The 26,688-nt window shown below is 40.0% G+C and carries 20 protein-coding genes and 2 pseudogenes; 21 read left to right on the top strand and 1 reads right to left on the bottom strand.

The annotated features are described in order from the left end of the window. The first annotated feature begins 470 nt into the window (after positions 1-470). The 14 genes and pseudogenes from AZE41_RS18715 to AZE41_RS18650 all read left to right on the top strand — a co-directional run bounded on the left by AZE41_RS18715 (position 471) and on the right by AZE41_RS18650 (position 15,763). Entirely contained in the window at positions 471-2,054 is a 1,584-nt protein-coding gene (locus AZE41_RS18715; RefSeq protein ID WP_067212727.1) for a helix-turn-helix domain-containing protein, read from the top strand. Between the two features lie 186 nt (positions 2,055-2,240). Then, positions 2,241-3,167, top strand: a complete 927-nt coding sequence (locus AZE41_RS18710) for an ABC transporter substrate-binding protein (protein ID WP_156476183.1) — start codon at positions 2,241-2,243, stop codon at positions 3,165-3,167. Positions 3,168-3,856: 689 nt separating this feature from the next. After that, a complete protein-coding gene (locus tag AZE41_RS23385; protein ID WP_067212724.1) occupies positions 3,857-4,042 on the top strand; it encodes a hypothetical protein in 186 nt (61 codons plus the stop codon). 48 nt (positions 4,043-4,090) lie between these two features. Continuing rightward, positions 4,091-4,276: pseudogene (locus AZE41_RS23735) on the top strand (S8 family serine peptidase); the annotation flags it as partial. 1,246 nt (positions 4,277-5,522) lie between these two features. Then, on the top strand, positions 5,523-6,302 hold the full coding sequence (locus tag AZE41_RS18695; RefSeq protein ID WP_067212720.1) for an IclR family transcriptional regulator: 780 nt from the start codon (positions 5,523-5,525) through the stop codon (positions 6,300-6,302). A 13-nt stretch (positions 6,303-6,315) separates the two neighbouring features. Next, complete coding sequence (locus AZE41_RS18690; protein ID WP_067212717.1) at positions 6,316-7,959, top strand: ABC transporter substrate-binding protein; 1,644 nt, start codon at positions 6,316-6,318, stop codon at positions 7,957-7,959. 67 nt (positions 7,960-8,026) lie between these two features. Continuing rightward, on the top strand, positions 8,027-9,028 hold the full coding sequence (locus tag AZE41_RS18685) for an ABC transporter permease (RefSeq protein ID WP_067212714.1): 1,002 nt from the start codon (positions 8,027-8,029) through the stop codon (positions 9,026-9,028). A 10-nt stretch (positions 9,029-9,038) separates the two neighbouring features. After that, positions 9,039-9,956 (top strand): ABC transporter permease, encoded by a 918-nt coding sequence (locus AZE41_RS18680; protein ID WP_067212712.1) that lies wholly within the window; start codon positions 9,039-9,041, stop codon positions 9,954-9,956. A 5-nt stretch (positions 9,957-9,961) separates the two neighbouring features. Beyond that, entirely contained in the window at positions 9,962-11,035 is a 1,074-nt protein-coding gene (locus tag AZE41_RS18675; RefSeq protein WP_067212710.1) for an ABC transporter ATP-binding protein, read from the top strand. Next, positions 10,983-11,984 carry an ABC transporter ATP-binding protein gene (locus tag AZE41_RS18670; protein ID WP_067212707.1) on the top strand — a complete coding sequence of 334 codons (1,002 nt, stop codon included), beginning with the start codon at positions 10,983-10,985 and terminating at the stop codon, positions 11,982-11,984. Before AZE41_RS18675 ends, AZE41_RS18670 begins: the two co-directional genes overlap by 53 nt. A 3-nt stretch (positions 11,985-11,987) precedes the next feature. Continuing rightward, positions 11,988-13,100: an S-methyl thiohydantoin desulfurase domain-containing protein gene (locus tag AZE41_RS18665; RefSeq protein WP_067212705.1), complete on the top strand. Its 1,113-nt coding sequence runs from the start codon at positions 11,988-11,990 to the stop codon at positions 13,098-13,100. Between the two features lie 54 nt (positions 13,101-13,154). After that, a complete protein-coding gene (locus AZE41_RS18660; RefSeq protein WP_067212702.1) occupies positions 13,155-14,102 on the top strand; it encodes a DUF1177 domain-containing protein in 948 nt (315 codons plus the stop codon). After that, positions 14,095-14,754, top strand: a complete 660-nt coding sequence (locus AZE41_RS18655) for an AroM family protein (protein ID WP_067212699.1) — start codon at positions 14,095-14,097, stop codon at positions 14,752-14,754. Before AZE41_RS18660 ends, AZE41_RS18655 begins: the two co-directional genes overlap by 8 nt. 97 nt (positions 14,755-14,851) lie before the next feature. Continuing rightward, positions 14,852-15,763, top strand: coding sequence for an aminopeptidase (locus AZE41_RS18650; RefSeq protein WP_231885718.1), 912 nt, complete (start codon positions 14,852-14,854; stop codon positions 15,761-15,763). Positions 15,764-16,019: 256 nt separating this feature from the next. Here the strand turns inward: AZE41_RS18650 and AZE41_RS18645 are convergent, their stop codons facing one another. Then, positions 16,020-16,313 carry a sigma-70 family RNA polymerase sigma factor gene (locus tag AZE41_RS18645; RefSeq protein WP_067212697.1) on the bottom strand — a complete coding sequence of 98 codons (294 nt, stop codon included), beginning with the start codon at positions 16,311-16,313 and terminating at the stop codon, positions 16,020-16,022. Between the two features lie 261 nt (positions 16,314-16,574). On the opposite strand from AZE41_RS18645, the pseudogene AZE41_RS18640 reads away from it, so the two are divergent. The 7 genes and pseudogenes from AZE41_RS18640 to AZE41_RS18610 all read left to right on the top strand — a co-directional run. Beyond that, a pseudogene (locus AZE41_RS18640) lies at positions 16,575-16,867 on the top strand (restriction endonuclease); the annotation flags it as partial. Positions 16,868-17,040: 173 nt separating this feature from the next. After that, entirely contained in the window at positions 17,041-18,519 is a 1,479-nt protein-coding gene (locus tag AZE41_RS18635) for a response regulator transcription factor (RefSeq protein ID WP_231885717.1), read from the top strand. A 179-nt stretch (positions 18,520-18,698) separates the two neighbouring features. After that, on the top strand, positions 18,699-20,378 hold the full coding sequence (gene hutU / locus AZE41_RS18630) for a urocanate hydratase (protein ID WP_067212690.1): 1,680 nt from the start codon (positions 18,699-18,701) through the stop codon (positions 20,376-20,378). After that, positions 20,375-21,637 (top strand): imidazolonepropionase, encoded by a 1,263-nt coding sequence (hutI, locus tag AZE41_RS18625; protein WP_067212687.1) that lies wholly within the window; start codon positions 20,375-20,377, stop codon positions 21,635-21,637. Before hutU ends, hutI begins: the two co-directional genes overlap by 4 nt. Then, entirely contained in the window at positions 21,634-22,605 is a 972-nt protein-coding gene (locus tag AZE41_RS18620) for an agmatinase family protein (protein ID WP_067212684.1), read from the top strand. Before hutI ends, AZE41_RS18620 begins: the two co-directional genes overlap by 4 nt. Positions 22,606-22,709: 104 nt before the next feature. Further along, positions 22,710-23,984, top strand: a complete 1,275-nt coding sequence (locus tag AZE41_RS18615) for a YjiH family protein (protein ID WP_067214056.1) — start codon at positions 22,710-22,712, stop codon at positions 23,982-23,984. Positions 23,985-24,578: 594 nt separating this feature from the next. Beyond that, positions 24,579-25,922, top strand: coding sequence for a cyclic 2,3-diphosphoglycerate synthase (locus AZE41_RS18610; protein WP_067212682.1), 1,344 nt, complete (start codon positions 24,579-24,581; stop codon positions 25,920-25,922). The last annotated feature ends 766 nt before the right edge of the window (positions 25,923-26,688 follow it).

Here is a 26,688-nt window from a genome sequence, read left to right as displayed (position 1 = left end):
ATCTACCCGAAAATCAATGACAATGTTGCTATTAAAACGTTGTGAAAATTCGCCGAGTTAAAATTTCACATTTTTAACTCGTTGAACAAAAGCAGTTTTGAAAACGGATATAGAAAAGGAAAGTATTGAACGCTGGATAGTAAGAATCATACTTGGCGGTGAAAGCGCTTATTTCAGTGATGTATATACAACCGGTTTGGTATAAACGTTTTTTGTTGCTTGAAGAAAGACAATCATAGAAACATCCATGTGACATCTTAATGAGCTAATCGAATAAATGGTTCCTTATGGATTCCTGCATAGTGCTCATGCGCTTAGACGGTAAATGATAGTTTATGGGATAATGATGATGTATGCAAAGGTAAACTAGTAGAGTGGAAGTTCCGAAAAAGGTATTGCTAATCGATTATTGACTGATAGTCTTTTTAAAATGAATCACTTACACAGCGGAGATAAGGGGGAGCTGGGTTTTGAAAACAACATATGATCATGCATTATCTTTTGTGTCATGCAAGAAACATACATTTAAAATTGGATTTTCATTAAAGAAGATAACTGTACAAACGAATGGATTATTTTATATTACTCGCGGTAGCACGGTAGTCAGCATTAACGGGGTAAAACATCATATTGAATCAGGTACTAGCATTTTGCTGGATTCTAACGCAACAATAGAAATTGGCGCTACGATAATGAACGAAATCCACTTTTATTATTTGAAGTATAGGAATATACCTGCATCTAACCTAGATGAAAGCAACTCATTTAACATGATAAGCATACAAATTTTCGCGCAAGCAAGAGTGATATCTTTGTTAGAAAAAATTAGTGGAAAAGTTAGTGATGACCCATACATATCATGGTTAAGGAAACAGGCATTGCTTTACGAATTGCTGTATGTGATTTCTAAAAACAAAGCAATACAAGAAAAGAATAAAAATTCCCCAATTAAGCTCACAATTGATTATATGATTAAGCATTCTGAAGACCAGTTAGCGATTAGTGATCTTGCTCGTTTAGCATTTATGACACAGAGTTCCTTTTGCCGTGCTTTTAAACGTGAAACTGGATTAACGCCAAGTGGATACTTACGCAACTTACGAGTAGCACAAGCAAAAGATATGCTAAAAACGTCCAGTTATTCGATTAAAGATGTTGCACGCACTGTTGGAATTGCAGACGAGTTATATTTTAGTCGTTTATTTAAAAATTCGGAAGGCATATCACCTACTATTTACCGCAAGAAGTATGAACCGAGAATTGCCATTTTTAGTGATCTTTTTCTACAAGATCACTTACTTGCTCTTGGGATTAAACCTGTGGCAGCTCCTTGTTTTCCAACAGAATGTCCAACTGAAACTGGATTTCCCAAATACTTAGAGAATCAATTGCAGGGGACCAAAAGATTAAATGCTGAGATTCCATTAGATTTACAAGATGGATTGACTATGGAACCTCATTTTCTTCTGAAACTAAATGATAGGAATAATAACGATAATAATAATGAAGTTCTTATCCATACAGATACGAAAATTATCCATTTTGATAGATTTCTTAACTGGAAAGATTATCAAAGGTTTATTGCGAAAGTAGTGGGGAGAGAAGTACTAGCGGAAAATGTTATAAAGGATATTGGTAAAGTGGAGCAGATGGCCAAAGATAAATTAAAGAAAATTACGAGAAATGGTAAATGGACAATTATGCGCATCTTGAAGGATCGTATACTGATCCATGGTGTGACGGGCCATCCCATAAGTGATTTAATTTATGAAGGTTTGGGATTCCAATGTGATGACAGGTTAAACTATTCGAGTTGTAGAAATTATTCAGTAGATGAAATGGTTGAACTTAATCCCGAAAGAATAATTATTCTTTGGAGTGAGCAAGAGTCACTAGATGATTTATTTGAAAATCCATTATGGCTGGAATTACAAGCCGTTAAGAAAAACCATATTTACATACCAGAGAGTTTTGCTTGGGATCCGTGGGGGCCATCTGGTAGGAGATATATTATAAATGAATGTGTGAAGTATTTTCAGGAGCGTTACTTGTGAGGACAAACTTGTCCATATCCATAAGGCAAAATTGTCTATAGATAAGTAAAGGGCAAATTGATAGTATTATAAATGAGATTGATTATCATTATCAATCATATTTCTAGGGAGGTTATCAGTTTGTTAAAAGAAATAAAGAGTAAATTTGAAAAGAGGATTTTTATATTCTCGATTTTAGCCATAATCATGCTCGTACTTAGTGGCTGTGGAGATAAGGAGAATAATACGGATAGTGCCAAGGATACTTCAGCGGTAAGTGCTGATGTAGAAGCTGAAGAAGTTGAAGAAGTTCGAGAAATTCAGCATGCAATGGGTGTTACAGAAGTAAAGGGGACACCGCAACGTGTTGTAATCTTAACGAATGAAGGAACAGAAGCATTACTCGCATTAGGAATTAAACCAGTTGGTGCAGTGAGATCATGGACTGGAGAGCCTTGGTATGATCATATTAAAGACGAGATGACTGGTGTCCAGGAGCTTGGTTTTGAAAACGAGTCTAATTTTGAAGCCATTCTTGAATTAGACCCAGACTTAATTATTGGCAATAAAGTAAGGCATGAAGAAGCATACGAACAATTAAGTAAAATTGCACCAACTGTGTTTTCTGAGGATTTATCAGGGCAGTGGAAGATCAACTTTGAATTATATGCAGACACATTAAATAAAAAAGCTGAAGGTGAGCTGGTCATGAAAGCATTCGATGATCGTGTTGCTGAGGCAAAAGAAACATTAGGCAATAAGGAAGAAATCAAAGTATCCGTCGTAAGATTCTCTGCTAAAGATGTCCGCATATACCAGAAGGACACATTTAGTGGGGTACTACTTGAACAAATGGGTGTGGGTCGCCCAGAATCCCAGGATGTAGATAATTTTATGGAAACTGTTTCCGAAGAGGCAATGGAAACGATGGATGGAGATATACTGTTCTACTGGGTTACGGAAGCAGATGTATATGAAAAGGCTAACCAATGGTTGGAAAATCCAGTATTTAAAAGCTTAAATGTCTCAAAAACAAATCAAGTATTTGAAGTAAATGAAACAATTTGGAACACAGCAGGTGGTATTAAAGCGGCAAACTTATTACTAGATGATGTAGTAGAACGATTAAAATAATAATAATCCAGGATAGAAGTTTATTCAAATGGCCCTTACACTATGGCTAATTGTTTCAACTTCTATTTTATTAATTTCAGGTACCTATTCACTACACTACAATTATATAAAAATAGAAGGAAGATCAGACAAATCGACGAATGTCTGGTCTTTTTATATGTTTATTTAGTCATGGGAATGCAGCCTTTAAACATGGCTGCGCCAATTTAGTCCTTTAAGGTTATAAGTCTATTTTGTAGTGTTGATGGGTCTGTTAGAAAACTGTTTCTACATGCTTTCTATCGAAAGTAAAATCCTTTAACCGCTACATCATAATCCATAAAAGCATCCTTAAATAATGCCTTGTCGATGAGTCCTCGCAAAACACCTGAATATTAACCAGGAAGTTTCAGGATTTTTTTGTATTTCGTTGTTTGGACTGAAATACGTAGTGCTTGTAGTGCTAGTGTTTCGAATAGCTCTCCTTATCCTCATGAATACTAAACTTGAGCATTTGCATAGACTGGTGAAGGTAGACTCCGTGAAAATTACGTTCGTAGGTACCTTTCAAATGGGGCAATGATGTGATAATTATAAAGGTTCTAGCTGAATAAGCATGATGAGGTCCTCGGGAAGAGTTCTAATTTCCACGAGTATCTTTTATTAATGTTCGGGAAACATCCATTAAATTCAGACGCCTTAGCAGAGGAATGTCCGGATCTAGGTATGCAATTTCAAAGAAAGTCGACTTCATCAATCTAAGTCTTGGAGGTACTAATTCTTCAGCAATAGAGAATGAAGTTATTCAGCGTGCAGTCCGTGTAGGAATTGTTATCGTTATTGTGGCTGATAATAATGCGCTAAAGGAAGTTCTTTTTTTATCCTGTATCATATGAAAATGTCATATCAGTTGGAGCAGTGGTTGAAAAAATGTAAAATCAAGTTTTTCAAATTACAATCAATATGTAGATCTGGTCGCACCTGGCGAACGGATACTTACGACGTTCCCGAAGCAATCATATAATAAGGATGGAGGAACTTCCTTTTCCACCCCCATCGTTTCAGGAACTGTGGCGATTATGAAACATTGGAACCATAGTTATCGCCTAGAGAGATTGCGGATCTATTGAAAATGACGGCTCAAGATTTTGGAGCACTGGGGTATGATTCTTTTTAAGGACATGTTGTATTGGATATTGAGAAGGCGACTGACCGGCTTATGGGTGTTCAGTTTGTAGTGATTTCTTAGAAATGACTGTACCGATTACGAAGAAGTTCATGGTGTCACGGAAATCTGATGGAAGTGAACGAGTTACTTTGTTCACCACAACAGTTTATCCAACCACACCCACGAAACTACTCATCGCTTCGCTAACAAATTGGGGCTATGGGGAATATTATTTGAATATCACTACCGGCGTTCGGAGCAAGGACAATAAATCATTAAAGAAAGATGTCCGAATGAAGTTTATTGTGAATGAAATAGAAACTCAGCCCAAATATACAATAGGGCTGAGTTTTTTGAAGTGATATATATATAATCAGGCATCTATGTAAAGGTTAAGTGATTTTTGAATATTTACTTGCATATATGAATTATTTGTCTTTGTTTAATGCACAAGAACTAAATTTCAAATAGAAAAAGGCGATCATCCATTAAACATGATTGCCTTTTTCTGATAACCTCTGACAGTATCAGAGCGCATTTATTTGTACATTAACAATAGGGCATTCCGTTTGTTCAGCCAATAATGAATTAAAACTGTATAGTGATAAATTTTAATAGTGTTGCTTCAAATCTTGAGGAATGTGCATCGTAAGAAGACTTCTCCATGAATTTCCCCTAGATGTTCAACTTTTCATAATCGGTATAGTTGAAATTAGTTTGACTCTAACCTTTAAGGTGGATTTCATTATTCAATTCACCCAGTGAAATCAAAGTAGGGTTTCACTTTTACCCCATGGCTTATATTGTGTTGTCCAACCTGATTAAGCAATTCGTCATTAGATATTCCATTGTTACGAAGTGTTCCAATCAGTTAGGTATACATCAATGTATTTTTATTAATTTCCATTCGTAAATTTTTTTGTATATTAGTACAGATATGTATGGATACCTTAATTATAGAAGAATGTATAGCCTGTTATCAACAGCGAATATATCATGATTACAGCTTGTTTAGAGGTGGTGTACACTATCGACGTTGGGTTCTCTAATGCCTCTATTAATTCATCAGTGTTTTTACCAAGTAGATATACTGTCAAAAAATTCTATTGATTTTTAATTTATTATATTATATGATAAGTTAAATTACAGACTATTCGGAACACTGTTCCGTATATAGGAACACCCCATAAGGAGGAATGTGAAGGATAATGAGTCTTAAAACAGTTAGTAATGCGTTAGACCTGCTGGAATACTTTAAGAAAGATTCATCTTGGGGAGTACGACAACTTGCAAAAGAAATGAAGTTGAGCCCAACTGTAACGCATCGGATATTATCCACCTTTCAAGACTACGGTTATATAGTCCAAGATCAGGAGACTTTGAAATACGAGTTAGGTATTAAGTTTCTAGAATTTAGTGTTCATTTACAGGATAAATTGAAATTTAAAGATGTAATTTATCCTTATATGGAACGATTAGTGAAAGAAACAGATGAAACAATTTTTCTAGCTTTGTTAGATGAACAGGAAGTAGTGAGTGTAGCAGTAGCTGAAAGCACACAAAGTATTAAATTTATTTTTGAAGTAGGAACAAGAAGAGCCTTACATGCAGGTAGCTCCAATCGAGTTGTTTTGGCGTATTTACCTAAAGACGAAAGAAAAAAGATTTTAAGCAGGGAACTAAAGAAATTCACTGATAATACAGTGACTGATCCAGGGAAAGTTGAAGAATCCCTACAGAAAGTGCGCGAGCAAGGATTTTGTTGTACTTATGGTGAATTGACAAAAGATGTGGTAGGAATTGCAGTCCCGTTATTTGATTGTAACAATCAAATAGTAGCTTCTTTAACCGCAGCGGGCCCAATGTATCGTTTGCCTGAAGAAAAAGTTTTGGAAATTCTCGAACAATTGCTGAAGGAAAAAGAAGATATACAGAGTCATATCAATAAATTAGGTTTAACGTATTCGCAAATAAAAAAATCATTATAACAGGAGGTTTATTATGAAAAAGAGGCTGACTTTATATATCACTGTATGTATTGCGTTAATGATGATTGTGGGTTGTAGTCAAGAGAAGTCTACTGATAAAAAGGGGAATGAAAGTGCCCCGTCCGGTAGTAAAGCTTCTAGTAAGCCAGATAGACCCTTTGTGTATGTTGCACAACAGGTTGTGGGATCTGTAGACCCTGCTAAACACACTGATGAAACAGAAATGATTGCAGTATTAAATACGTATGACCCGTTAGTGTATCCAAAGATTGAGGAAAGTTCAATGGAGCCTGGCCCGCATATTGCAGATTCATGGGAAGTTTCAGAGGATGGTAAAGTATATACTTTCAAAATTAAAGACGGTATTAAATTCCAAAGTGGAAATGCTTTGACAGCAAATGACGTCGTATTTTCAATTAAGCGTATGATGGCAATTGAGCAAGGTTTCTCTTGGCTATGGAGTGGCGTGTTAAATCCTGATAACGTAAAAGCTACAGATGAAAGCACAGTAGAATTTGTACTGGATAGCGCGTACGCACCATTTGTATCTACATTAACGCAATTATTCATTGTGGATAGTGCAACAATTTTAGAGAACAAGGAAGATGGCGATTTCGGTGATAACGGAGACTACGGTCAAAAGTATCTTGAAAGTCATGTTGCAGGTTCAGGTCCATATTTATTAGAAAAATGGGATCGCGGATCACAACTCACGTTTGCTAAGAATGATAATTACTGGAAAGGTTGGACTGAGGGGCAAATTGAAGATATCCAAATGAAGATTATTACGGAGCAAGCAACTGTTAAAACAATGCTGAATTCCGGAGATGCGGATATGGTGCACCAATGGTTAACGGTTGATACGTACAAGGAATTCGCTAAAGCGAAAGGCATCGTTGTTAAAGAAGACCCTAGTGTTCAATTATTCCACATACCAATCCACACACAAAAAGCGCCAACGGATGATATTAATGTAAGAAAAGCAATTATGTATGCATTTGACTATAAAGTGGCAACAGAACAAATTTTGGATGGTGCATCGCAAGCTGAAGGACCCGTTCCGATTTTAGTGCCAGGACATAATGACGATGTAGCGGTTTATGAAAAAGATCTTGAAAAAGCAAAAGAATATATGGCGAAATCTAAGTATGCCGGACAAGAATTGGAAGTTGAATTCATGTACTTATCGGATACGCCAGCACAAAGGCAAATTGCACAGTTGTTACAAAGTAATTTGGCTGAAATTGGCATAAAAGTGAAACTAGTTGGTGGACCTTGGACACAAGTTACAGAGTCTACGGCGAAGATGGAAACAACACCTCATCTCGTTGCTATCTCTGACACATTAAAATATCCTCACGTTGATAGCCATACGTATGGAATTTACCACCCGAGTGCACATGGAAGTTATCGCTCTTCGAGTTGGTATGATGATCCTGCAACGACAGAGGTTTTAGAAAAAGCTAGGAAGTCAGTGAATATTGAAGAGCAAACGGCATTCTACAAGGAAGCACAAGCTTTAATTGCTGATAATGCACCATCACTTTATGTTGCCAATCCGAATCACCGTATCGCCTTCCGTGATTATGTAGAAGGGTATAAATACGTTGGGATACTCGGATATGATCTTGGATTCTACAATCTATCAGTAAAATAAATTGTGGTGGGAGGGAAAAGGCTTATGGTCTTCTCTTCTTCCGCTATTCTGAATAGGATGTGCCAATATGAAAGAATTTCTTGTGAAAAGAATATTGCATATGATACCGGTTCTCTTAGGGTTATCAATATTGATCTTTGGATTATCCAGAATCATGCCTGGCGATTCTATTCGCTTAAAGTTAGGACCCGAGGCAACACCACAGCAAATAGAGCAAATGCAAGATTCATTGGGATTAAATGATCCTGTACCTATTCAGTATATTAATTATATAAAAGGTGTTTTCCAAGGGGATATGGGACAGTCACTACAAACGGATAGAAATGTGGCTATAGATATTTTTGAAACATTTCCAGCCACCTTTGAATTAATCTTAATTGCGATGGGGATTTCGATAGTGATAGGCGTGCCGTTGGGAGTTATTTCTGCGATACGAAAAGATAAGTGGGAAGACCATGCAACGCGGGTTGTGGCCCTTTCTGGAATTGCATTACCTAAGTTTTGGGTGGCAATTATGTTGCAAATCGTTTTTGCTTACTGGTTCTCGTTGTTGCCAGTCGTAGGCAGAGGGGATATTGTACCGACGACCATAACTGGAATGAGACTGCTGGACAGTTTACTGACATTAAACTTTGAAGCATTCTTTGACAGTTTAAAACACATCATCCTTCCATCTATTTCATTATCGATTGCGACGACGGCTCAAATTATGAGGTTAACGCGTTCAAATATGCTTGCACAATTAAACAAAGATTATATTTTAGCTGCTAGATCGTATGGCTTACCAAAAGGAATGATTGTTTATAAGTACATGCTGAAAAATGCTTTTGCTTCTACATTAACAATTATAGGTCTGTCATTTGGTGCCTTACTAGGCAATGCGTTTTTGGTAGAGGCAGTATTTGGATGGCCGGGCATGGCACAGTATGGTGTACAAGGTGTAATTTATAAAGATTATAATGCAATTGTCGGTGTGACGCTCGTAATCGGTGTAGCATTTGCTATAGCTAATTTAATTGTAGATATCTTATATGGAATATTAGATCCAAGAATTAAATATGATTCGTAGGTGATAATTGATGAAGTCGACCTTAAACAATAATCCGGTAATTAATGATGCAGTGTCAAACAAAAATTTGCGTTCAGATGAAGGAAAACGAGCTTGGCGTAGAATGAAGCGCAGTACATTAAGTCTTGTTGGGCTAGCTATTGTTGTACTAATAATACTGATGGCTATCTTTGCGCCGTGGATTGCTCCCTATCCAGATCATGCGTCTGGCGCTATCTTTTTTGATCAAATGAACAAGCCACCGAGTTTGGACCATATATTTGGCACAGATGAAGTGGGACGAGATATTTTTAGCCGAATCATATTTGGCGCTCGAATTTCATTAATGTTAGGCTTTACAGTTCTGACAATTGCAATTGGAATTGGTGTACCCCTTGGCTTAATCGCAGGATTTTGGGGTGGAAAAGTAAATACAGTAATCATGAGGGTAACGGATATTTTCCTAGCTATTCCATCACTTGTTTTAGCATTGGCTGTTGCTGCAATTATGGAAGCAACGTTATTGAATATCATGATCGCGATATCTTTCGGATGGTGGCCATGGTTTACAAGACTGGTTCAAGGGGAGGTACTTAGTTTAAAAGGTGAACAATTTGTTTTAGCTTCTGAAGGTCTAGGTGCCAGTAAGTGGAGAATTGCATTTACAGAAATTCTGCCAAATTGTATGTCAACGATTATTGTTAAAGCGACATTAGATATGGGATTTGTCATTTTGACAGGTGCCAGTTTAGGATTCTTGGGATTAGGCGCACAACCTCCAACTCCAGAATGGGGAACAATGATCGCAGAAGGAAGGGTCTATCTTCCGGAAATGTGGTGGCAAGCAACATTCCCAGGACTAGCGATTTTAGTAACTGTTTTAGGCTTTAATTTACTAGGTGACGGACTAAGAGATGTCTTTGACGTGCAAGTGGATAAAGAGGGGTGAACATAATGAGTGAAAAGAGCGAAACGTTACTGGAAATTAAGGACTTGAAAATAAACTTCAAATCCTTTGAAGGGGTCGCAAAGGTCATTAACGGGGTTTCCCTTGAAGTCGATAAAGGGGAAGTTATTTCTTTAGTTGGCGAATCGGGATGCGGAAAGTCTGTAACTGTTCGATCTGTATTAGGTTTATTACCCACACCCCCGGCACATTTCGAAAATGGTGAAATCCTATTTGAAGGTAAAAGTTTATTAGGATTAAGTGAAAAAGAATGGCAGAAAATCAGGGGGAATGGGATCTCAATGATCTTCCAAGATCCTATGACTGCCCTAAACCCGGTATTCACAATCGGACAACATTTAATCGATGTGTATATGTGGCAAGGAAAAAGTAATATATTATTCACGTCCATTAAAGCAAAAAGAGAGCTAAGGAAAAAAGGTAGAGCAAGAGCGATAGAGGTCTTGGAAAAAATGAGAATCCCTGATCCAGAGGGGATTCTCGACCGCTACCCTGTTGAATTAAGTGGCGGAATGCGGCAAAGGATTGTTATTGCATTGGCTTTAATTCATACGCCCAAACTTCTAATTGCTGATGAACCAGGAACAGCGCTTGATGTATCTGTTCAGGATCAGATTCTAATAGAATTGAAAAGATTAGTTGAAATGGAAGGCATTTCAATGATATTCATTACGCATAATTTGGGAGTAGCAAGGATGATCAGTGATCGGGTCTATGTCATGTATGCCGGTGAAGTTATTGAGGAAGCAGTTACACAAACGCTGTTCAGTGAATCCTATCATCCCTATACAAAAGGCTTATTAAGCTCTATTCCTAAGTTGAATGGTCAAATGGGTGATGGAATCGACGGTAAAATACCAGATTTCATCAATCCGCCTCCGGGCTGTCGTTTTTACGATCGCTGTTCGATGCGAATGGATAAATGCAATGTAGTGCCACCAACACTGAAAAAAATGCCTGATGGTCGAAGTGTGTCTTGTCATCTTTTTGATGAAGGGGGTGAAATTGATGGACACCAACATACTGCAGGTAGAAAAGTTAAAGAAGTACTTTCCCATTAATAAAGGTTTTTTCAAGAGAAAAGTTGGGGATGTAAAGGCAGTCGATGATATTACTTTTAACTTACGTACTGGTACCACGTTGGCTGTTGTTGGCGAATCGGGTTCAGGAAAAACAACTTTAGCTAAGTCTATTATGCGTTTCTACGAGTTGACAGAAGGGAATGTCCAATTCGATGGCAGGGATATCTCAAGCATTGGTGATAAAGAATTAAAGAAGTTAAAGCAACAAATGCAAATGGTTCATCAAGATCCATCTACTTCTTTAAACCCAAGGAAAAAAATTAAAGATATATTAGAGGCTCCTTTACTTATTCATAATTTTGGGGATGCAGCTTCACGGTTAAAAAAAGTGAAAGAATTAATTAATCTTGTTGAATTGCCAGAGGAGTTTCTCTATCGTTATCCTCATTCCTTAAGTGGTGGTCAAAAGCAGCGGATTGGGATTGCCAGGGCTTTGGCATTGAATCCTAAGTTTATCGTACTGGATGAGCCAACTTCTGCGTTAGATGTTTCTGTGCAGGCAAAAATTATTACATTGTTAAAAGACTTGCAAAAAAAGTTTGATCTTACGTACTTATTTATTACCCATGATTTAAGTTTGGTAAGAAACTTTGCTGATCACGTCGCGGTTATGTATCTAGGAAGTATCGTTGAATATGCTGATGTTGAAACCCTATACACCAATCCACAAAACCCCTATACGCAGTCTTTGTTGTCATCAATACCTGTTGTGAGTGATGACGAACAATCTATGTTGCCGGTGAAAATTCCGTTAAAAGGGGAAATACCAAGTCCTGCTAATATGCCATTAGGCTGTAAGTTTCACACGAGGTGTCCCTATGCAGAGGCGATATGCATGACTGTACCTGAATTACTTGTGACAAAAAGCGGTTCATTTACCCGGTGTCATTTGGTAGATAAAATCAATAATACAAAGGTAGAGGTGTAGACATTGTTTATAGTAGAAAAGTTAACCAAAGATCTAATAGACCCTTTAGTAATAGGTGGCTGTATTCTTGGTGGCGGTGGTGGTGGTTCCATGAAAAGTGGGAGGGAATTCGCTGAACTAGCCTTTGAACTTGGAACACCGACGTTTATTCAATTAGATGAATTGAAGGACGACGGTGGCGTTATTATTACTGTATCTGGAGTAGGTGCCCCTGCGGCAAAAGAGCAATACGTGAGGCCTACGGATTATTTAAAAGCCATTGAATTGCTAGAGACCACAGTGGGCGTTAAACCAAGCGCGTATATTGTAAATGAGAATGGGGGAGCGGCGACAGTAAATGGTTTATTACAGTCGGCGATTACTGGCATTCCAATTTTAGATGCCGCTTGTAATGGACGTGCACATCCAACAGGGATAATGGGATCAATGGGTTTAACTGAATTAGAAGATTACGAATCCATTCAAGTTGGTGTTGGTGGAAAGAAAGGGACGCCTGCTAGAGTGGAAATGGTAGTCAAAGGAAATATTCAAAGCTGTTCTAAGATGATTAGGCAGGCGGCTGTTCAAGCTGGCGGATTAGTCACTGTTGCTAGAAATCCCGTTTCAGCAGCGTACATTAAATCTAACGGAGCTATAAATGCTATTTCACATGCAGTTGAGGTCGGACTAGCGAATGTGAATGGAACAACCCCACAAGATAAAATAGAGAGAGTAGTTTCTGTACTAGGTGGAAAAATCATCAATGAAGGAAAAGTAAAATCCTTTGAATTGGAAACGAAAGATGGATTCGATGTAGGGAGATTTACACTTAAATCATTATCCGGTAACTATGATTTAACATTTTGGAACGAATATATGTCAGTCGATAATAATAAGGGAGAACGGGTAACGACATTCCCTGATATGATTATGACATTTTCAGCTAGTACAGGACTACCTGTTACATCATCGGAGTTAGCAGAGGGTGATCATATCGTCGTAATTACGGCACCCTATCAAAATCTACGTTTAGGTAGCGGCATGTTTTCTGCGAAGAACTATGAAGTCATAGAAGAAGTACTCAATATAAAGATCCTTCCTTACATTGAATCATTAGTAGGCGCTAGGAGTCTGTAAATGAAATTTGAAATAAAAAATTAGTATATTCACTAAATAAGAGGAGGGAAAAGCATGTCATTGCAACATAGTATGAATATCCTTGAATTATTAGATGATCCAAATGCAAGTGGTGAAATGGTTGTCGATTTATTTAAGCACTATGAGCACGTAGTAGCAACTTCTGAAACAGTTCAAGGTGAACAGGGCTCGACAGACTTTGTTAAAATTATTATCAAAGGTACTAATGGGAAATCAATAGGCGGACAGTCGAAAACATTTGGTATCGTCGGACGATTGGGTGGAATTGGGGCAAGGCCAAGTCGAATTGGTATTGTATCAGATGCTGATGGGGCAGTTTCAGCAATAGCCGCTGCAGCGAAGTTAGCGGATATGTCCAAAAAAGGGGATCGTTTGGTAGGTGACGTGGCAATTACAACACATATTTGCCCTAATGCTCCAACTGAACCACATGAACCCGTGGACTTTATGGGATCTCCAGTAGACATTCTTACGATGAATCAATATGAGGTTTTAGATGAAGTAGATGCTATTTTATCCATTGATACGACTAGAGGAAATCAAGTGATTAATCATCGTGGAATAGCGTTGTCGCCAACTGTTAAAGAGGGATATATTTTAAAGTTCAGTGACGATTTATTGCGTATTATGTCGATGACAACTGGCAATCTACCCGTAACGTTTGCTATTACTACTCAGGATATTACACCTTATGGAAATGATGTTTACCATTTGAATAGTATTCTTCAGCCAGCAGTTGCAACGGATGTGCCAGTTGTAGGATTAGCACTTACAGCGCAATCAGCCGTTCCGGGCTGCGGGACAGGGGCAAGTCATGAAGTAGATATCGCTCAGGCTGTTCGATTTGCGGTAGAAGTCGCTAAAGAATTTACTGCGGGGACTATATCATTTTATGACGAGCAGGAATTTGAACATTTACTCAATCTATATGGTTCAATGAAGTTTTTACAAACCCTAGGAAAGACTCATACCCATGGTTAAGAAGATTGGATTAATCACGATTGGTCAATCGCCACGTGTGGATATGACACCAGAGATGGCACCATTACTAGGTGATGATTGTGAATTTATTGAAGCTGGAGCACTAGACGACTTATCTCTTGAGGAAATTGAGGCGTTTGCACCTTCGGATGGAGAACCCACTTATGTATCTAGACTTCGATCAGGGAGTTATGCAAAACTAGGAAAGTCAAAGCTTCTTCCTTTAGTACAAGAAAAAATAGCAAAGCTTGAGGAGGAAGTATCAAGTACAATTCTCCTTTGTACAGGAAGTTTTCCGACATTCATTCACAATAAACCATTGCTATTTCCCGATAAAGTCTTAAATGGGATGGTGGAAAGTGTATTGGGAAATGGGAAATTAGGTATAATTGTTCCGTTAATGGAACAAAAAGATACATTAATGGAAAAGTGGGGGGACATTCCCCTTGCCGTAGAAAGCGCTAATCCTTATCAAAGTGATGAAGATTTGATTACACCCTCGCTTAAACTTAAAGAACTAGGTGCTACGGTCATTGTTCTGGATTGCATGGGGTATACAGAAAGACATAAAATAGTTGTGAAAGAAACAACCGGTCTCCCTGTTATCCTACCTAGGAGTATCGTTGCTCGTATCGCAGCAGAGTTATCATAGTCTAGGTTCTATTATAGAACAAGAAATGAAGTCAACCATTCATGCGAATGGTTGACTTCATTTTAAGATTTTTTCGAAACGAAAGGGTGAAGAAAAATTGAAAGATTTTCAACAGACAGTTGCATCATTAATGGTAAATAACTTCTCTATCGATAAAACCGTCAATATTCTCGTTCTTACGGATGTCAGCACCGAAAAATTAGGTAGGAAGTTCGGTGATGCGCTGGAGAAAGACGGGTGGCAAGTGAGTTCGCATGTCATGGAAGACAGAACGAAATCGGGTGAAGAGCCCCCGGAAGCGACGGCACAGGAAATGTTAAATTATGACTTGGTATTTTGTTTGACGAAGCATTCCTTGACACATACCGTCGCACGTAAAAGTGCAAATTCACAAGGAATTAGCGTCATTACAATGCCAGGTATTACGGAAGATATGTTCCTAAATGGTGCGATGGTGGCGGATTACAGCGTTGTGGAAAAAGAAACGCATGAAATGACCTCGAACCTGACGCAGGCGAAAACAGTGACGATTCGCACAGGTGACCGGCATGAACTAGTTATCCCTGTCGAAGGTAGGGACGGTGTTCCGAGCACGGGTGTATTTCGGACAAAGGCAGCATCTGGAAACCTACCGTCAGGAGAAGCGTATATTGCGCCTATCGAAGGAGTAGCTGAAGGGGAAATCGAAATAGACGGCTCGATAGCTGGAATTGGATTGCTGCAAGAACCAGTCGTATTAACGATTGAACGTGGTCGGTTGGTGACTGCGAGCGGGGAAGTCGGTGCACAATTACTGGGGTTGCTAGGAGAAGGAGACGGCCGCTTCCTTTGCGAACTTGGAATTGGCACAAACCATGCTGCCCGCCTGACAGGCAACATACTAGAAGATGAAAAAGCCTACAATACAATTCACGTCGCATTCGGCTCCAATCACACATTTGGAGGGACGATTAAAACGAACGTGCACATTGATTGTGTGACAAAGAACCCAAAGGTGGAGTGGGACTGAGAAAGTATCTGTCTCCTAGAGGCTGACCAATCAACTATAAAAATCTCCTTCCATTACTAAGCGTGACGGAAGGGGATTTTCTACTAATTGAATATAGGAAGCAAACTTTATACCAAACTACTTACCGGACCTCAAGACTTTAGCTTGGGAATGACAATGACGAATTGTAGAGTCCTTGGAAAGTATCCAACAAATTTCGGGAAATGTACAATCAACAAAATCAGTGAAGTGCCTAACCGCCACTAAAAAGTAACCCTCACCCAGTCAATTCATTTCTCAGTTTCACGAGCATGCGCTCCCGCAGTTTCTTCACTCCCGCAACTTTAATTCCGTATTGCTCAGCACATTCCGAAAGTGTGAACCCTTCTATGAAAAGGCGTTGGACGAGTTGTTGTTCGGCAAGAGTCAGCCGATCCATCGCATTTACGAGACAATCTCTCCATTCAGCTGTAACCGGGGTTGCTATATCATTAATGATTTGAAGGGACTCATCTTCCGTCTGCATTACATTTTCTTCAAATTGGCTTTCCTTCCTCAATTCATCGATCATGCCACCTCGAATGCTAAAGGATTGTAATCCTCCTATGAGAAAATAGCATGAAAAAGAAACGCACATGCATGTTCTATTTCGCTACTTCTTCATTTTACTAGGAGCAATGATGGCGCAAGAAATTCAAATGACTAGTAGAAAAACATAAGTCGCGAGTTTCGTTTGTTAAATCTGAATTTATGATACTCTAGACTTATGGTAAGCGTTTGCATTTAGGCCATTCCATTACTTATTTTTAAGTTTAAATTCATATTAGAATAGGTGCGAATGAGTCCGAAAGGTCCCGATGGCGGTGTAGAAATCCTTGCTTTTAATGATGCGTTTGGATTTGAGAAACCGTTCATTAAGGCCAAAGTCAAACACTGGAAGGCTTCTGCAACAGCTCCTGAAGTACAACCATTACTTGGTGCAAATCCTAATGACGCGACAGTCTTTTCGTCTTTACCGGTGGCTTTACAGCATAGGCTGTATCTGTAGCTAAACACAATTCCGTAAGTCTAGTGGATTTAGAAGAACTTGTTAAGTTAGTTGTGCATTGGTATGAAAAGATGTAGAACGACATCAGAGCTTTATTACCATTGCAAAAGATGTATGTGCCGGAGTAAGTGTCAGGCACCACTAAATTTCAGGTGCTTGTGAATTGTCGTCATTATGTGGCGCGCAGATACCTGTCACTCATTTTCTATACTCGATTTTGGAAATATAAATTACCTGTAAAAGTGATGTGATGAGTTTGAAAGTCCATTTGGTAGCAAAGGACAGACTGGAAGCGGAAGGGATTCGATGGATTATTGAAACCCATTTGTCTGGTGCGGTCATGACGACTTTTAGTACGTTGGAAGCGTATGTCCATCAATTTGAAAACGACCCGCCGGATTTGCTGTTATTGGATATGGATGCCTGGACCCATGAAAACGAAGGCATTGAGGAATTGTTGCAAAAAGTTACTATTTGCTGGATCGGAATCTCCTCCGAACGAATTTTTCAAACAGCCTATCGCGGTCTACGCTTTCATGCAGAGGATGTGTTGTTCCGTCCATTTTCTCCAACGAATTTAATTAAACAAGTCCAGCAAGTTCGCTATCAGCTAAGAAATAAGCAGCGTGAGAACGCAATCAGGCTAAGCGTTGAAAAGACTGTTGCACCAATTGACTATGCGGATTTGTTCTTTTTAGAACGGATGCATGCAGAACCGATTGCGATGGCTGCTTTTCTACCAAAAAAATCGGGGGCACTGCCTTTAATCTACGATGCATTGCAACGGTTCCCGTTTACAAAAACGCATCAGTTTTTTGCTTTGACTGAGTTTATCCTTTGTGTCCATGACGTGAAGGATCGAGACTATTTCCAAGAGGAATACCGTACGTTTCTCGTACAATGGAAGGAGCAAGCGGGAGAACCACTGGCCATTATTTGTCATGAGCTCTCATCACCCCAGTCAATTAAAGAAACGTATGTTCAAACGAAAAAACGGACGGAAGAGATATTTTTCGAAGGCTATGACATTATTTTGTCGGATAACGAGCAAGTCCATTGGTCGCCGATGGATCCCTTCCTCACGCCGCTTGAACAGCGGGAGTGGATTGAGATGTTGGAGAAACGGGATGCGAAAGGAATCCGCGACTGGGCTGAAAAAGAATTCCTTACCTATAAAAGACCATATCCCGATCCGGAAATGGTCCGTGTTCGCCTGACAAGTGTTCTTGCGCAAATCCGGCGTTATATGAAATCATATAAACTGCAAACGGATGATTGGGAAGCTGCTTATTATGCAGTTTTCCAACAAATACTCCAAAGTCCGATCATTTATGAAGTGGTGCAGGAATTGCTTGCTTTCACAATCCGTCTCATATCGGATGAAACCGTTAACTTGTATATACGGGAAGGCGAGCAATCCCTCGTTGAGAAGACAAAGGTCTTGATAGAAGCGAATTATTGGGACGCGCAGTGGGGATTGACGAATTGTGCAGAATCATTACGCATTAACAAAAGCACATTGAGTCGACGGTTTGCGGCAGAGTCCGATCAGTCTTTCCGTATTGTGTTGCACCACGTCCGAATAGAAGAAGCGAAACGACTGCTTCAGGAGACGGAGCTTTCTATTGAAGAAATTTCCCGTTTAGTCGGTTATTCACATCAAAGTTACTTTACTACGAAGTTCAAACAATTTGAAAACAGCACGCCTTTTGCGTACCGTATGGGCTGAATCGATGAACATCCTCCTTCCTATTTGTGAAAGAGGATGTTTTTTTGTGCGATTAATTATAAAATGGTTGAAATTCGGTAATTAAGTGCAAATGAAACATAAAAATAGCATTAGATTATAAAGTGGTATCTGAACTTTCCGTTTATAATGAAGTTACTAACAAAGGGGAGGAATTATTTATGAAAGCGATTGCAGAACAAAAAGTAATTCGTTATAGAGGAACAGAATTGAATACAAAAGGCTGGCAGCAAGAAGCGGCCCTTCGTATGTTGATGAATAACTTGGACCCGGAAGTGGCAGAGCATCCTGATAAATTAGTTGTTTATGGTGGAATCGGGAAAGCCGCTCGGAATTGGGAGAGCTTTGATGCGATTGTAAGATCGCTTAAAGAACTGGAAAATGATGAAACGTTACTTGTTCAATCGGGTAAACCGGTCGCTGTCTTTAAATCACATACCGATGCACCTCGCGTTCTCATTGCGAATTCAAACATTGTTCCGGCGTATGCAAACTGGGAGACGTTTCATGAACTCGATAAAAAAGGGTTAATGATGTACGGGCAAATGACAGCGGGAAGCTGGATTTACATCGGTTCACAAGGAATTGTGCAAGGAACATACGAAACATTTATAGAGCTTGCGAAAAAGCATTTCAATGGCAGTCTACAAGGAACAATTACTGTAACAGCAGGACTTGGCGGCATGGGCGGCGCACAACCGCTTGCAGTGACGATGGCGGGTGGCGTTTGTATCGGCATCGAAGTGGATGAGACACGAATCGATCGCCGTATTGAAACGCGTTATACAGATGTGAAAACGGATTCATTGGATGAAGCCATCCGTCTGGCCGAAGAAGCTAAAAAAGAAGGAAAAGCATTATCCATTGGCTTAATTGGCAACGCTTCTGAAATTTTACCTGAAATGATTGCACGCAATTTCACACCCGATGTACTAACAGACCAAACGTCCGCACATGATCCATTAAACGGTTACATACCTACCAACATGTCACTGCAAGATGCTGAAGTCCTTCGTACTAATGATCCGGAAGCATATGTGAAACTGTCAAAAACGTCAATGGCTGTACATGTTCAGGCAATGCTAGATTTGATGGACAAAGGGGCAATCACATTTGACTATGGCAATAACATTCGCCAAGTCGCGAAAGATGAAGGCGTAGAAAATGCATTCGATTTCCCAGGGTTTGTTCCGGCTTACATCCGTCCGCAATTTTGCGAAGGGAAAGGTCCTTTCCGTTGGGTTGCGTTATCAGGTGATCCGGAAGATATTTATAAATTAGATGAAGCGATTTTACGAGAGTTTAGCTATAACGAACACCTTTGCAATTGGATTCGCATGGCACAGGACAAAATCGAATTCCAAGGACTACCAGCCCGTATTTGCTGGTTTGGTTACGGGGAACGCGCGCGCTTCGGGAAAATTATTAATGATATGGTGGCAAGCGGTGAATTAAGTGCACCAATCGTCATCGGTCGTGACCATCTGGATTCTGGATCTGTTGCTTCTCCGAACCGTGAAACAGAAGCGATGAAAGACGGATCAGATGTCGTTGCGGATTGGCCGATTTTAAATGCCATGATCAATGCAGTGGGCGGCGCAACATGGGTTTCATTGCATCACGGTGGTGGTGTCGGCATGGGCTATTCAATTCATTCAGGAATGGTTATTGTGGCAGATGGAACGAAAGAAGCAGAAATTCGACTTGAGCGCGTATTGACGACTGACCCAGGAATGGGCATTGCACGCCATGCGGATGCGGGCTATGAAATTGCTGAACGAACGGCTCGTGAAAAAGGCGTTAATATTCCAATGCTTGCGAAAGGAAATGATCCACAATGACAAAACCGCTATTTATTAAACATACAGCTCAGCTAGCGACGCTCACTTCCGCCGAGAAAGGACCTCGCTCAAAAGAAGCGATGTCCGAACTTGGCATACTAGAAGACGGCAGTTTATGGATAGAAAACGGAATTATTCAAGCGGTTGGATCAACAATCGAACTTGAAAAGCGCTATGCAGACCGTTTACTTGAGGCGGAAATTGTAGACGCTACGGGCCATCTAGTGACTCCTGGGTTAGTGGACCCCCATACGCATGTTGCTTATGGAGGCAGTCGTGAACGTGAATTCGAGATGCGTTTAGAAGGTTCGACCTATATGGATATTATGAATGCGGGCGGCGGCATCCATGCGACAACAAGGATGACGCGCGCTGCATCGGAAGCGGAATTAATCGAACAAACGACTCGACGCCTCGATTTGTTCCTTGAACACGGGGTTACGACAGTCGAAGGGAAAAGCGGTTATGGAATGGATTTGGAGACGGAGTTAAAGCAACTCCGTGTGATGAAGACCTTGCAGGAAACGCATGCCATCGATATTGTGCCGACCTTTATGGGGGCGCATGCCGTTCCGGTTGAATACAAAGGGCGGGAAGACGAATTTGTCGATGTAATCATAAATGAAATGTTGCCTGTGATTGCCGAAGAAAAGCTTGCTGTTTTTAATGATGTGTTTTGTGAAAAAGGCGTTTATACACCTGAACAATCAGAACGCGTATTGGAAGCCGGTAAACGTTTGGGATTAATTCCAAAAATCCATGCCGATGAAATTGAATCATACGGTGGGGCGGAGCTTGCAGCTAAGGTCGGTGCCATTTCGGCGGAACATTTACTGAAAGCTTCCGATGAAGGAATCCGAGCAATGGCGAAAGCAGGAACGATTGCTTGCCTGCTTCCTGCAACCGCGCTGTATTTGCGTGAGCAAGCAGCAGACGGGCGGAAAATGATTGATGAAGGCGTTGCTGTCGCCATTTCTACGGACTGCAATCCCGGTTCATCTCCAACAACGTCCATGCCACTCGTTATGAACTTAGCTTGTATTTCTATGCGACTGACGCCTGCTGAAGCACTGACAGCCGCTACGTATAACGCAGCTTGCGCCATTAAGTGCGAAGACAAGGTGGGTTCTCTTGAAGTGGGGAAACAGGCGGATATCGTCCTATGGGATGCGAAAAACTATCAAGAAATCCAGTACTTCTTTGGCGTGAATCATGTAAAATCTGTGTGGAAAAAAGGCGTGCAGGTGGTGGGGGAATGAAACAGAGATGGCTTCAACCACCTGAATGGTCGTGGAATGTAGCAGGACAAGAAGTGACACATGTTCATCAATGGGTTCAGCTACTGAACGATGGAGAAGCTAAACCGGATCTCATTCTATATGGTTCGCCGCTTTCTAGGTCATCGATTAGTGTCTCGGGTGCCTCTTTGTACCCGAATGAGTTTCGAAAATTGTGGAAAAGCTTCGCCACTTATAATTTAGATGAAGATATCGACTTCAGTGCTTTTCGAGTTGCAGATGCAGGCGATGTAGAGATGCATACGACGGATATCCCGTTATCTCATCAACGGATTCAAGAAGCAACGGCTTCTCTTGTAGCGAGCTATCCGGATACGTTGACCTGCATGATTGGCGGAGATCATTCGACGACAGCATGCGCCATTCGAGGGATTAAGGATGTTCATCCGGAGCGGACAATCGGAATTTTACAGTTGGATACGCATCTGGATGTACGGGATCCGGCAGAAATAGGTCCGGCGAATGGAACGCCAATTCGGCAACTGATTGAGGGCGGCGTGGTTAAGGGAGAGCATATCATCAATGTCGGATTGCACGGCTATTATAATGCAAAACCACTTGTTGACTATGCCAAGGAGCATCGAATTCAAATGGTGACTCTCAAACAAGCTCGCATGCAGGGCATAATTGAAACGATTCAAGCAGCACTTCAACAATTATCTGCGGAAGTAGATTGCGTATATGTCACTGTAGACATGGACGTGCTGGATATATCCGTTGCGCCAGGCGTTCCGGCATCTACACCAGGCGGGATGACGGCGATAGAGCTGTTTGATGCTTTGCTTACGATCGGCAAGCATGAAGCTGTTGAGCATATTGACTTTGTCTGTTTGGATCCAAGCAAAGATTCCGCAGTTTCGGAAACAGTTAAAATTGGGGTTTATGGGTGGTTGCAATTTGTCACTGGTCGCGTTTGTCAGTCGAAATAACCAGCACCGTTGAAGAATAAGGGGAAGAGGGAAGGGGTTTAAGTATGACGACAAATCAAGAGGTGAATAGACAAATAGAAGTAGCTGAGCAAAGAGCTCCGCAAATGTGGAAGTTCTTTGTATATAGTATTATTGGAGCTTTCATGTTTTTTATACCTATTACGTTAGTAGGGAAAAACTCTATTATGCTAGATCATATCGTCACGTTTATTCAAACACATGCTACATCTGCTTTGCCTTATTATGCACTGGCGATAATTGCAGCGGGTGCAATCTACCCATTTGTATCGGGAAAATGGAAGAAGTCGAATGTTAACACCATCTTTTCGTTGTTCAATATTATTGGGTTAATCGTCGGGATAATGCTTGTCTTTCAGTTTGGTCCGGCATGGTTATTTGAACCGAATATGGGCCCTTTTCTATTCGATAAACTCGTAATTCCTGTGGGACTACTCGTTCCGATTGGTGCAGCCTTCCTCGCCCTTTTAGTAGGGTACGGATTCCTCGAATTTGTCGGTGTATTGGCAAAACCGATTATGCGCCCGATTTGGAAGTCACCGGGTCGTTCTTCAATTGATGCTGTTGCGTCTTTTGTTGGCAGTTATTCGTTAGGGCTTCTCATCACCAACCGTATCTATAAAGAAGGAAAATATACGGCGAGAGAAGCAGCCATCATAGCGACTGGCTTCTCAACCGTTTCGGCAACGTTCATGGTTATTGTCGCTAAAACATTGGGATTGATGGAAATGTGGAACACTTTTTTCTGGGTGACACTCGTCGTAACATTTGCAGTGACAGCTATCACCGTAAGAATTCCACCATTATCCAAAATGAAAGATACCTATTATGAGGGGTCAACTCCTCAACCGGAAGCTGAAATTACGGGAAGTCGTTTTGCGGCCGCGTGGAGCGAAGCGAAAGTAACAGTGGCGAATGCGCCAGGTTTACTGGAGAATATTCGTGTGAATGTAAGGGATGGCCTGGTTATGGCGATGGCGATTCTTCCATCCATTTTGTCGGTTGGCTTACTCGGATTGGTGCTAGCGGAATATACGCCTATATTTGATTGGATAGGATATATCTTTTATCCGTTCACATTAGCCTTACAGCTACCGGAACCGATGCTAATTGCGAAGGCAAGTGCACTTGGGATTGCGGAAATGTTCTTACCTGCATTATTAGTGACGGAATCTGTCCTCATCGTGAAGTTTGTCGTCGCGGTTGTCTCTATCTCGGGCATCATCTTTTTCTCAGCATTCATCCCTTGTGTTGTATCGACAGAGATTCCGATTTCAATTCCTCAGCTCGTCATGCTGTGGGTTGTGCGGGTTATATTAACACTTATTATAGTGACGCCGATTGCTTATTTGATACTTTAGGAGAGTTGAAATAGAAAGTGGGCTGTATGGAAAAGTCGCGTGCATTCAGGCTTTTCCATGCAGCCCTTTTTGTGTCGAGCGCAGGTACCCTTCTCAGATACTTGTGAGCAATAATTTTCAGAGGGAAATCCATTGCCACTATATATCACACTCTTGTACTACTAGTAAATCCTCACTAAATAGGAATCACTCTTGGCAATTGTATTTCATCAGTTGAGATTGCTTTAAATGTAAGGTACCGTTGCATAGGGATTTTTAGAATATACACTATGGTTTTAAACTAATACAATCTAAATCAGATTTATGGGTGTCAGTCTGACTATCTTGTATTTTTGTTTAATCGGATGAGTTATTTGTCTTTGTTTAATGTACAGACAGTAAATTTTAGACTGCAAGCGCAGCAATCAAGCTTATGGCGGGAGTCGTCCGCGAAGCGATGGGGATTAAGTGAATTCATTTAGCTATAGGAGGAATAATTGAATTCTATTTGTACAACCCACAAAACTTAATTTACTATTTTCGAAAGTTACAATTGTATAAAGATACATAAAGGTATATAATTATAAAAACGTTGTAACTATAGGAGTGAATGCTATGAACAGAAAAAATATAATTATTATAGGCGCTGCAGGAAGGGATTTCCACAATTTCAATACGTTTTATCGTAATAACGAAGAATATCGTGTTGTTGCTTTTACGGCAACACAAATTCCTGATATCGATGGACGTAAATATCCTAGTGAATTAGCTGGTGAACTATATCCAGAAGGTATTTCTATTTATTCAGAAGACCAATTGCCATCGTTAATTGAAGAGTTGGAAGTTGACGAATGCGTGTTTGCATATAGTGACGTAAGTTATGAATATGTAATGGGCATAGGTGCGATTGTGAATGCAGCGGGTGCTAACTTCACACTGCTAGGACCAAAAGGCACGCAGTTAATAAGTAATAAACCCGTCATTTCTGTTTGTGCTGTACGAACTGGAACCGGGAAAAGTCAAACGTCACGAAAAATTATTGAAACGTTACTTGAGCATGATTTAAAAGTCATTGCAGTTAGACATCCTATGCCTTACGGGGATTTAAATGCACAGCGTGTTCAGCGCTTTGCAACGGTGGAGGACTTAAAGAAACACAATTGTACGATCGAAGAAATGGAAGAGTATGAACCACATGTGGCACGCGGAAATATTGTTTATGCGGGCGTAGATTATGCAGATATTTTAGCAGCAGCCGAAAATGATCCAGCTGGTTGTGACGTTATTTTATGGGACGGAGGAAATAATGATTTCTCTTTCTTTAAGCCTGATTTAGCCGTTACTGTCTTGGATCCACATCGCCCAGGTCATGAGTTGAAATACTATCCTGGCGAAGTTAGTTTGAGAACAGCCGATGTTGCCATTATTAATAAAGTTGATAGCGCAACAGCAAAATCCATTCAAATCGTGGAAAATAATATTAAACTCGTAAGTCCTAAAAGTAGCATTATTAAAGCTGAATCAAAGATTACAGTCGATCACCCAGAACTTATTATCGGTAAACGTGTATTAGTCGTTGAAGATGGCCCGACATTGACACACGGAGAGATGAAAATTGGTGCGGGAACAGTTGCGGCCGAACGTTTAGGTGCGAAGGAAATCATTGATGCACGTCCATTTGCAGTTGGTACAATAGCAGAAACGTTCAACAAATATCAACATATTCAAAACGTCCTTCCAGCGATGGGGTACGGCGAACAACAATTGAAAGATCTTGAAGAAACCATCAATAATGCTGACTGTGATGCAGTGATCATTGGAACACCGATGGATTTAACTCGAATTATTTCGATTAATAAACCTTGCACACGTGTACACTACGATTTAGATGAAGTGGGTAGTCCGAATTTAAGCGATATTTTAAAAGGTTTTATCCAAGAACATAAACTTGTACGGTAAACAAATTTCGCTGTGCGGGACGCTGTTCTGAAAACACACTACAATTTCATAATAAAACAATGAAAATCAGACAAATTGGTGAATGTCTGATTTTTTTGTATGTTTAATTAGGTATATGAATTATTTGTCCCCATTTCAAGCTCGATTACTCTTTATGATCCATTACTCGCTTGAAATACAGAAAAACTTTCCTACACCATAATACATAATCACCTAAAATATTATGTGAGTTTATAGGATGTGAACTACTAAAACTTATTATTATGTCCTAATATTTAAATTAATATAATACCAATAGAATTGTATGCTTGTAATGGGGATATGTGAGATAGAGATAAACTATGGACATTATGTCATATACGATGAAATTTATGAAAAGGAGAGGATTGAGGAATTCGGATAAAATGGACAGCCCGATAGTAATCTCAATAAATTTACACGTCTGTTGATTAACCATCTTCTTGCATAAAGAGCAGGTAAGAAAGGCTTGAAAAACTCGCCCAGCTATTCTTTCGTCCCGAAAAGCTTTAGCACTTTGTGTACGTATGAATTTGGAGCTCGAGGGATGAATAAGAACTATACGCATCCCTACAGATCAAGACATTTCGGTAATCGTATAGAGGTCGTTTAATTCCAAAGCAATTCCAATCATACTGTACACGAAGCGCCTAGTGTTGATTCAGTTATTTGCTGGTTGTTTTTGGTTAATCAACACATGTGATAAATTTAACACTTTTTACAATGAAATAACAATACACCCCAATAT

This window comes from Sporosarcina psychrophila (assembly GCF_001590685.1).
Lineage (GTDB): Bacteria > Bacillota > Bacilli > Bacillales_A > Planococcaceae > Sporosarcina > Sporosarcina psychrophila.
Note: the sequence above shows the minus strand (reverse complement) of the source record. Positions and strands in the feature narration are given on the sequence as shown.

Coding starts and splice junctions, on each gene's coding strand:
- AZE41_RS18685 (WP_067212714.1), top strand. CDS start 8,027: ATGAAAGAATTTCTTGTGAAAAGAATATTGCATATGATACCGGTTCTC.
- AZE41_RS18655 (WP_067212699.1), top strand. CDS start 14,095: ATGGTTAAGAAGATTGGATTAATCACGATTGGTCAATCGCCACGTGTG.
- AZE41_RS18635 (WP_231885717.1), top strand. CDS start 17,041: ATGAGTTTGAAAGTCCATTTGGTAGCAAAGGACAGACTGGAAGCGGAA.
- AZE41_RS18615 (WP_067214056.1), top strand. CDS start 22,710: ATGTGGAAGTTCTTTGTATATAGTATTATTGGAGCTTTCATGTTTTTT.
- AZE41_RS18610 (WP_067212682.1), top strand. CDS start 24,579: ATGAACAGAAAAAATATAATTATTATAGGCGCTGCAGGAAGGGATTTC.
- AZE41_RS18660 (WP_067212702.1), top strand. CDS start 13,155: ATGTCATTGCAACATAGTATGAATATCCTTGAATTATTAGATGATCCA.
- AZE41_RS18675 (WP_067212710.1), top strand. CDS start 9,962: ATGAGTGAAAAGAGCGAAACGTTACTGGAAATTAAGGACTTGAAAATA.
- hutI (WP_067212687.1), top strand. CDS start 20,375: ATGACAAAACCGCTATTTATTAAACATACAGCTCAGCTAGCGACGCTC.
- AZE41_RS18620 (WP_067212684.1), top strand. CDS start 21,634: ATGAAACAGAGATGGCTTCAACCACCTGAATGGTCGTGGAATGTAGCA.
- AZE41_RS18710 (WP_156476183.1), top strand. CDS start 2,241: ATGCTCGTACTTAGTGGCTGTGGAGATAAGGAGAATAATACGGATAGT.
- hutU (WP_067212690.1), top strand. CDS start 18,699: ATGAAAGCGATTGCAGAACAAAAAGTAATTCGTTATAGAGGAACAGAA.
- AZE41_RS18670 (WP_067212707.1), top strand. CDS start 10,983: ATGGACACCAACATACTGCAGGTAGAAAAGTTAAAGAAGTACTTTCCC.
- AZE41_RS18695 (WP_067212720.1), top strand. CDS start 5,523: ATGAGTCTTAAAACAGTTAGTAATGCGTTAGACCTGCTGGAATACTTT.
- AZE41_RS23385 (WP_067212724.1), top strand. CDS start 3,857: ATGTCCGGATCTAGGTATGCAATTTCAAAGAAAGTCGACTTCATCAAT.
- AZE41_RS18645 (WP_067212697.1), bottom strand. CDS start 16,313: ATGATCGATGAATTGAGGAAGGAAAGCCAATTTGAAGAAAATGTAATG.
- AZE41_RS18680 (WP_067212712.1), top strand. CDS start 9,039: ATGAAGTCGACCTTAAACAATAATCCGGTAATTAATGATGCAGTGTCA.
- AZE41_RS18690 (WP_067212717.1), top strand. CDS start 6,316: ATGAAAAAGAGGCTGACTTTATATATCACTGTATGTATTGCGTTAATG.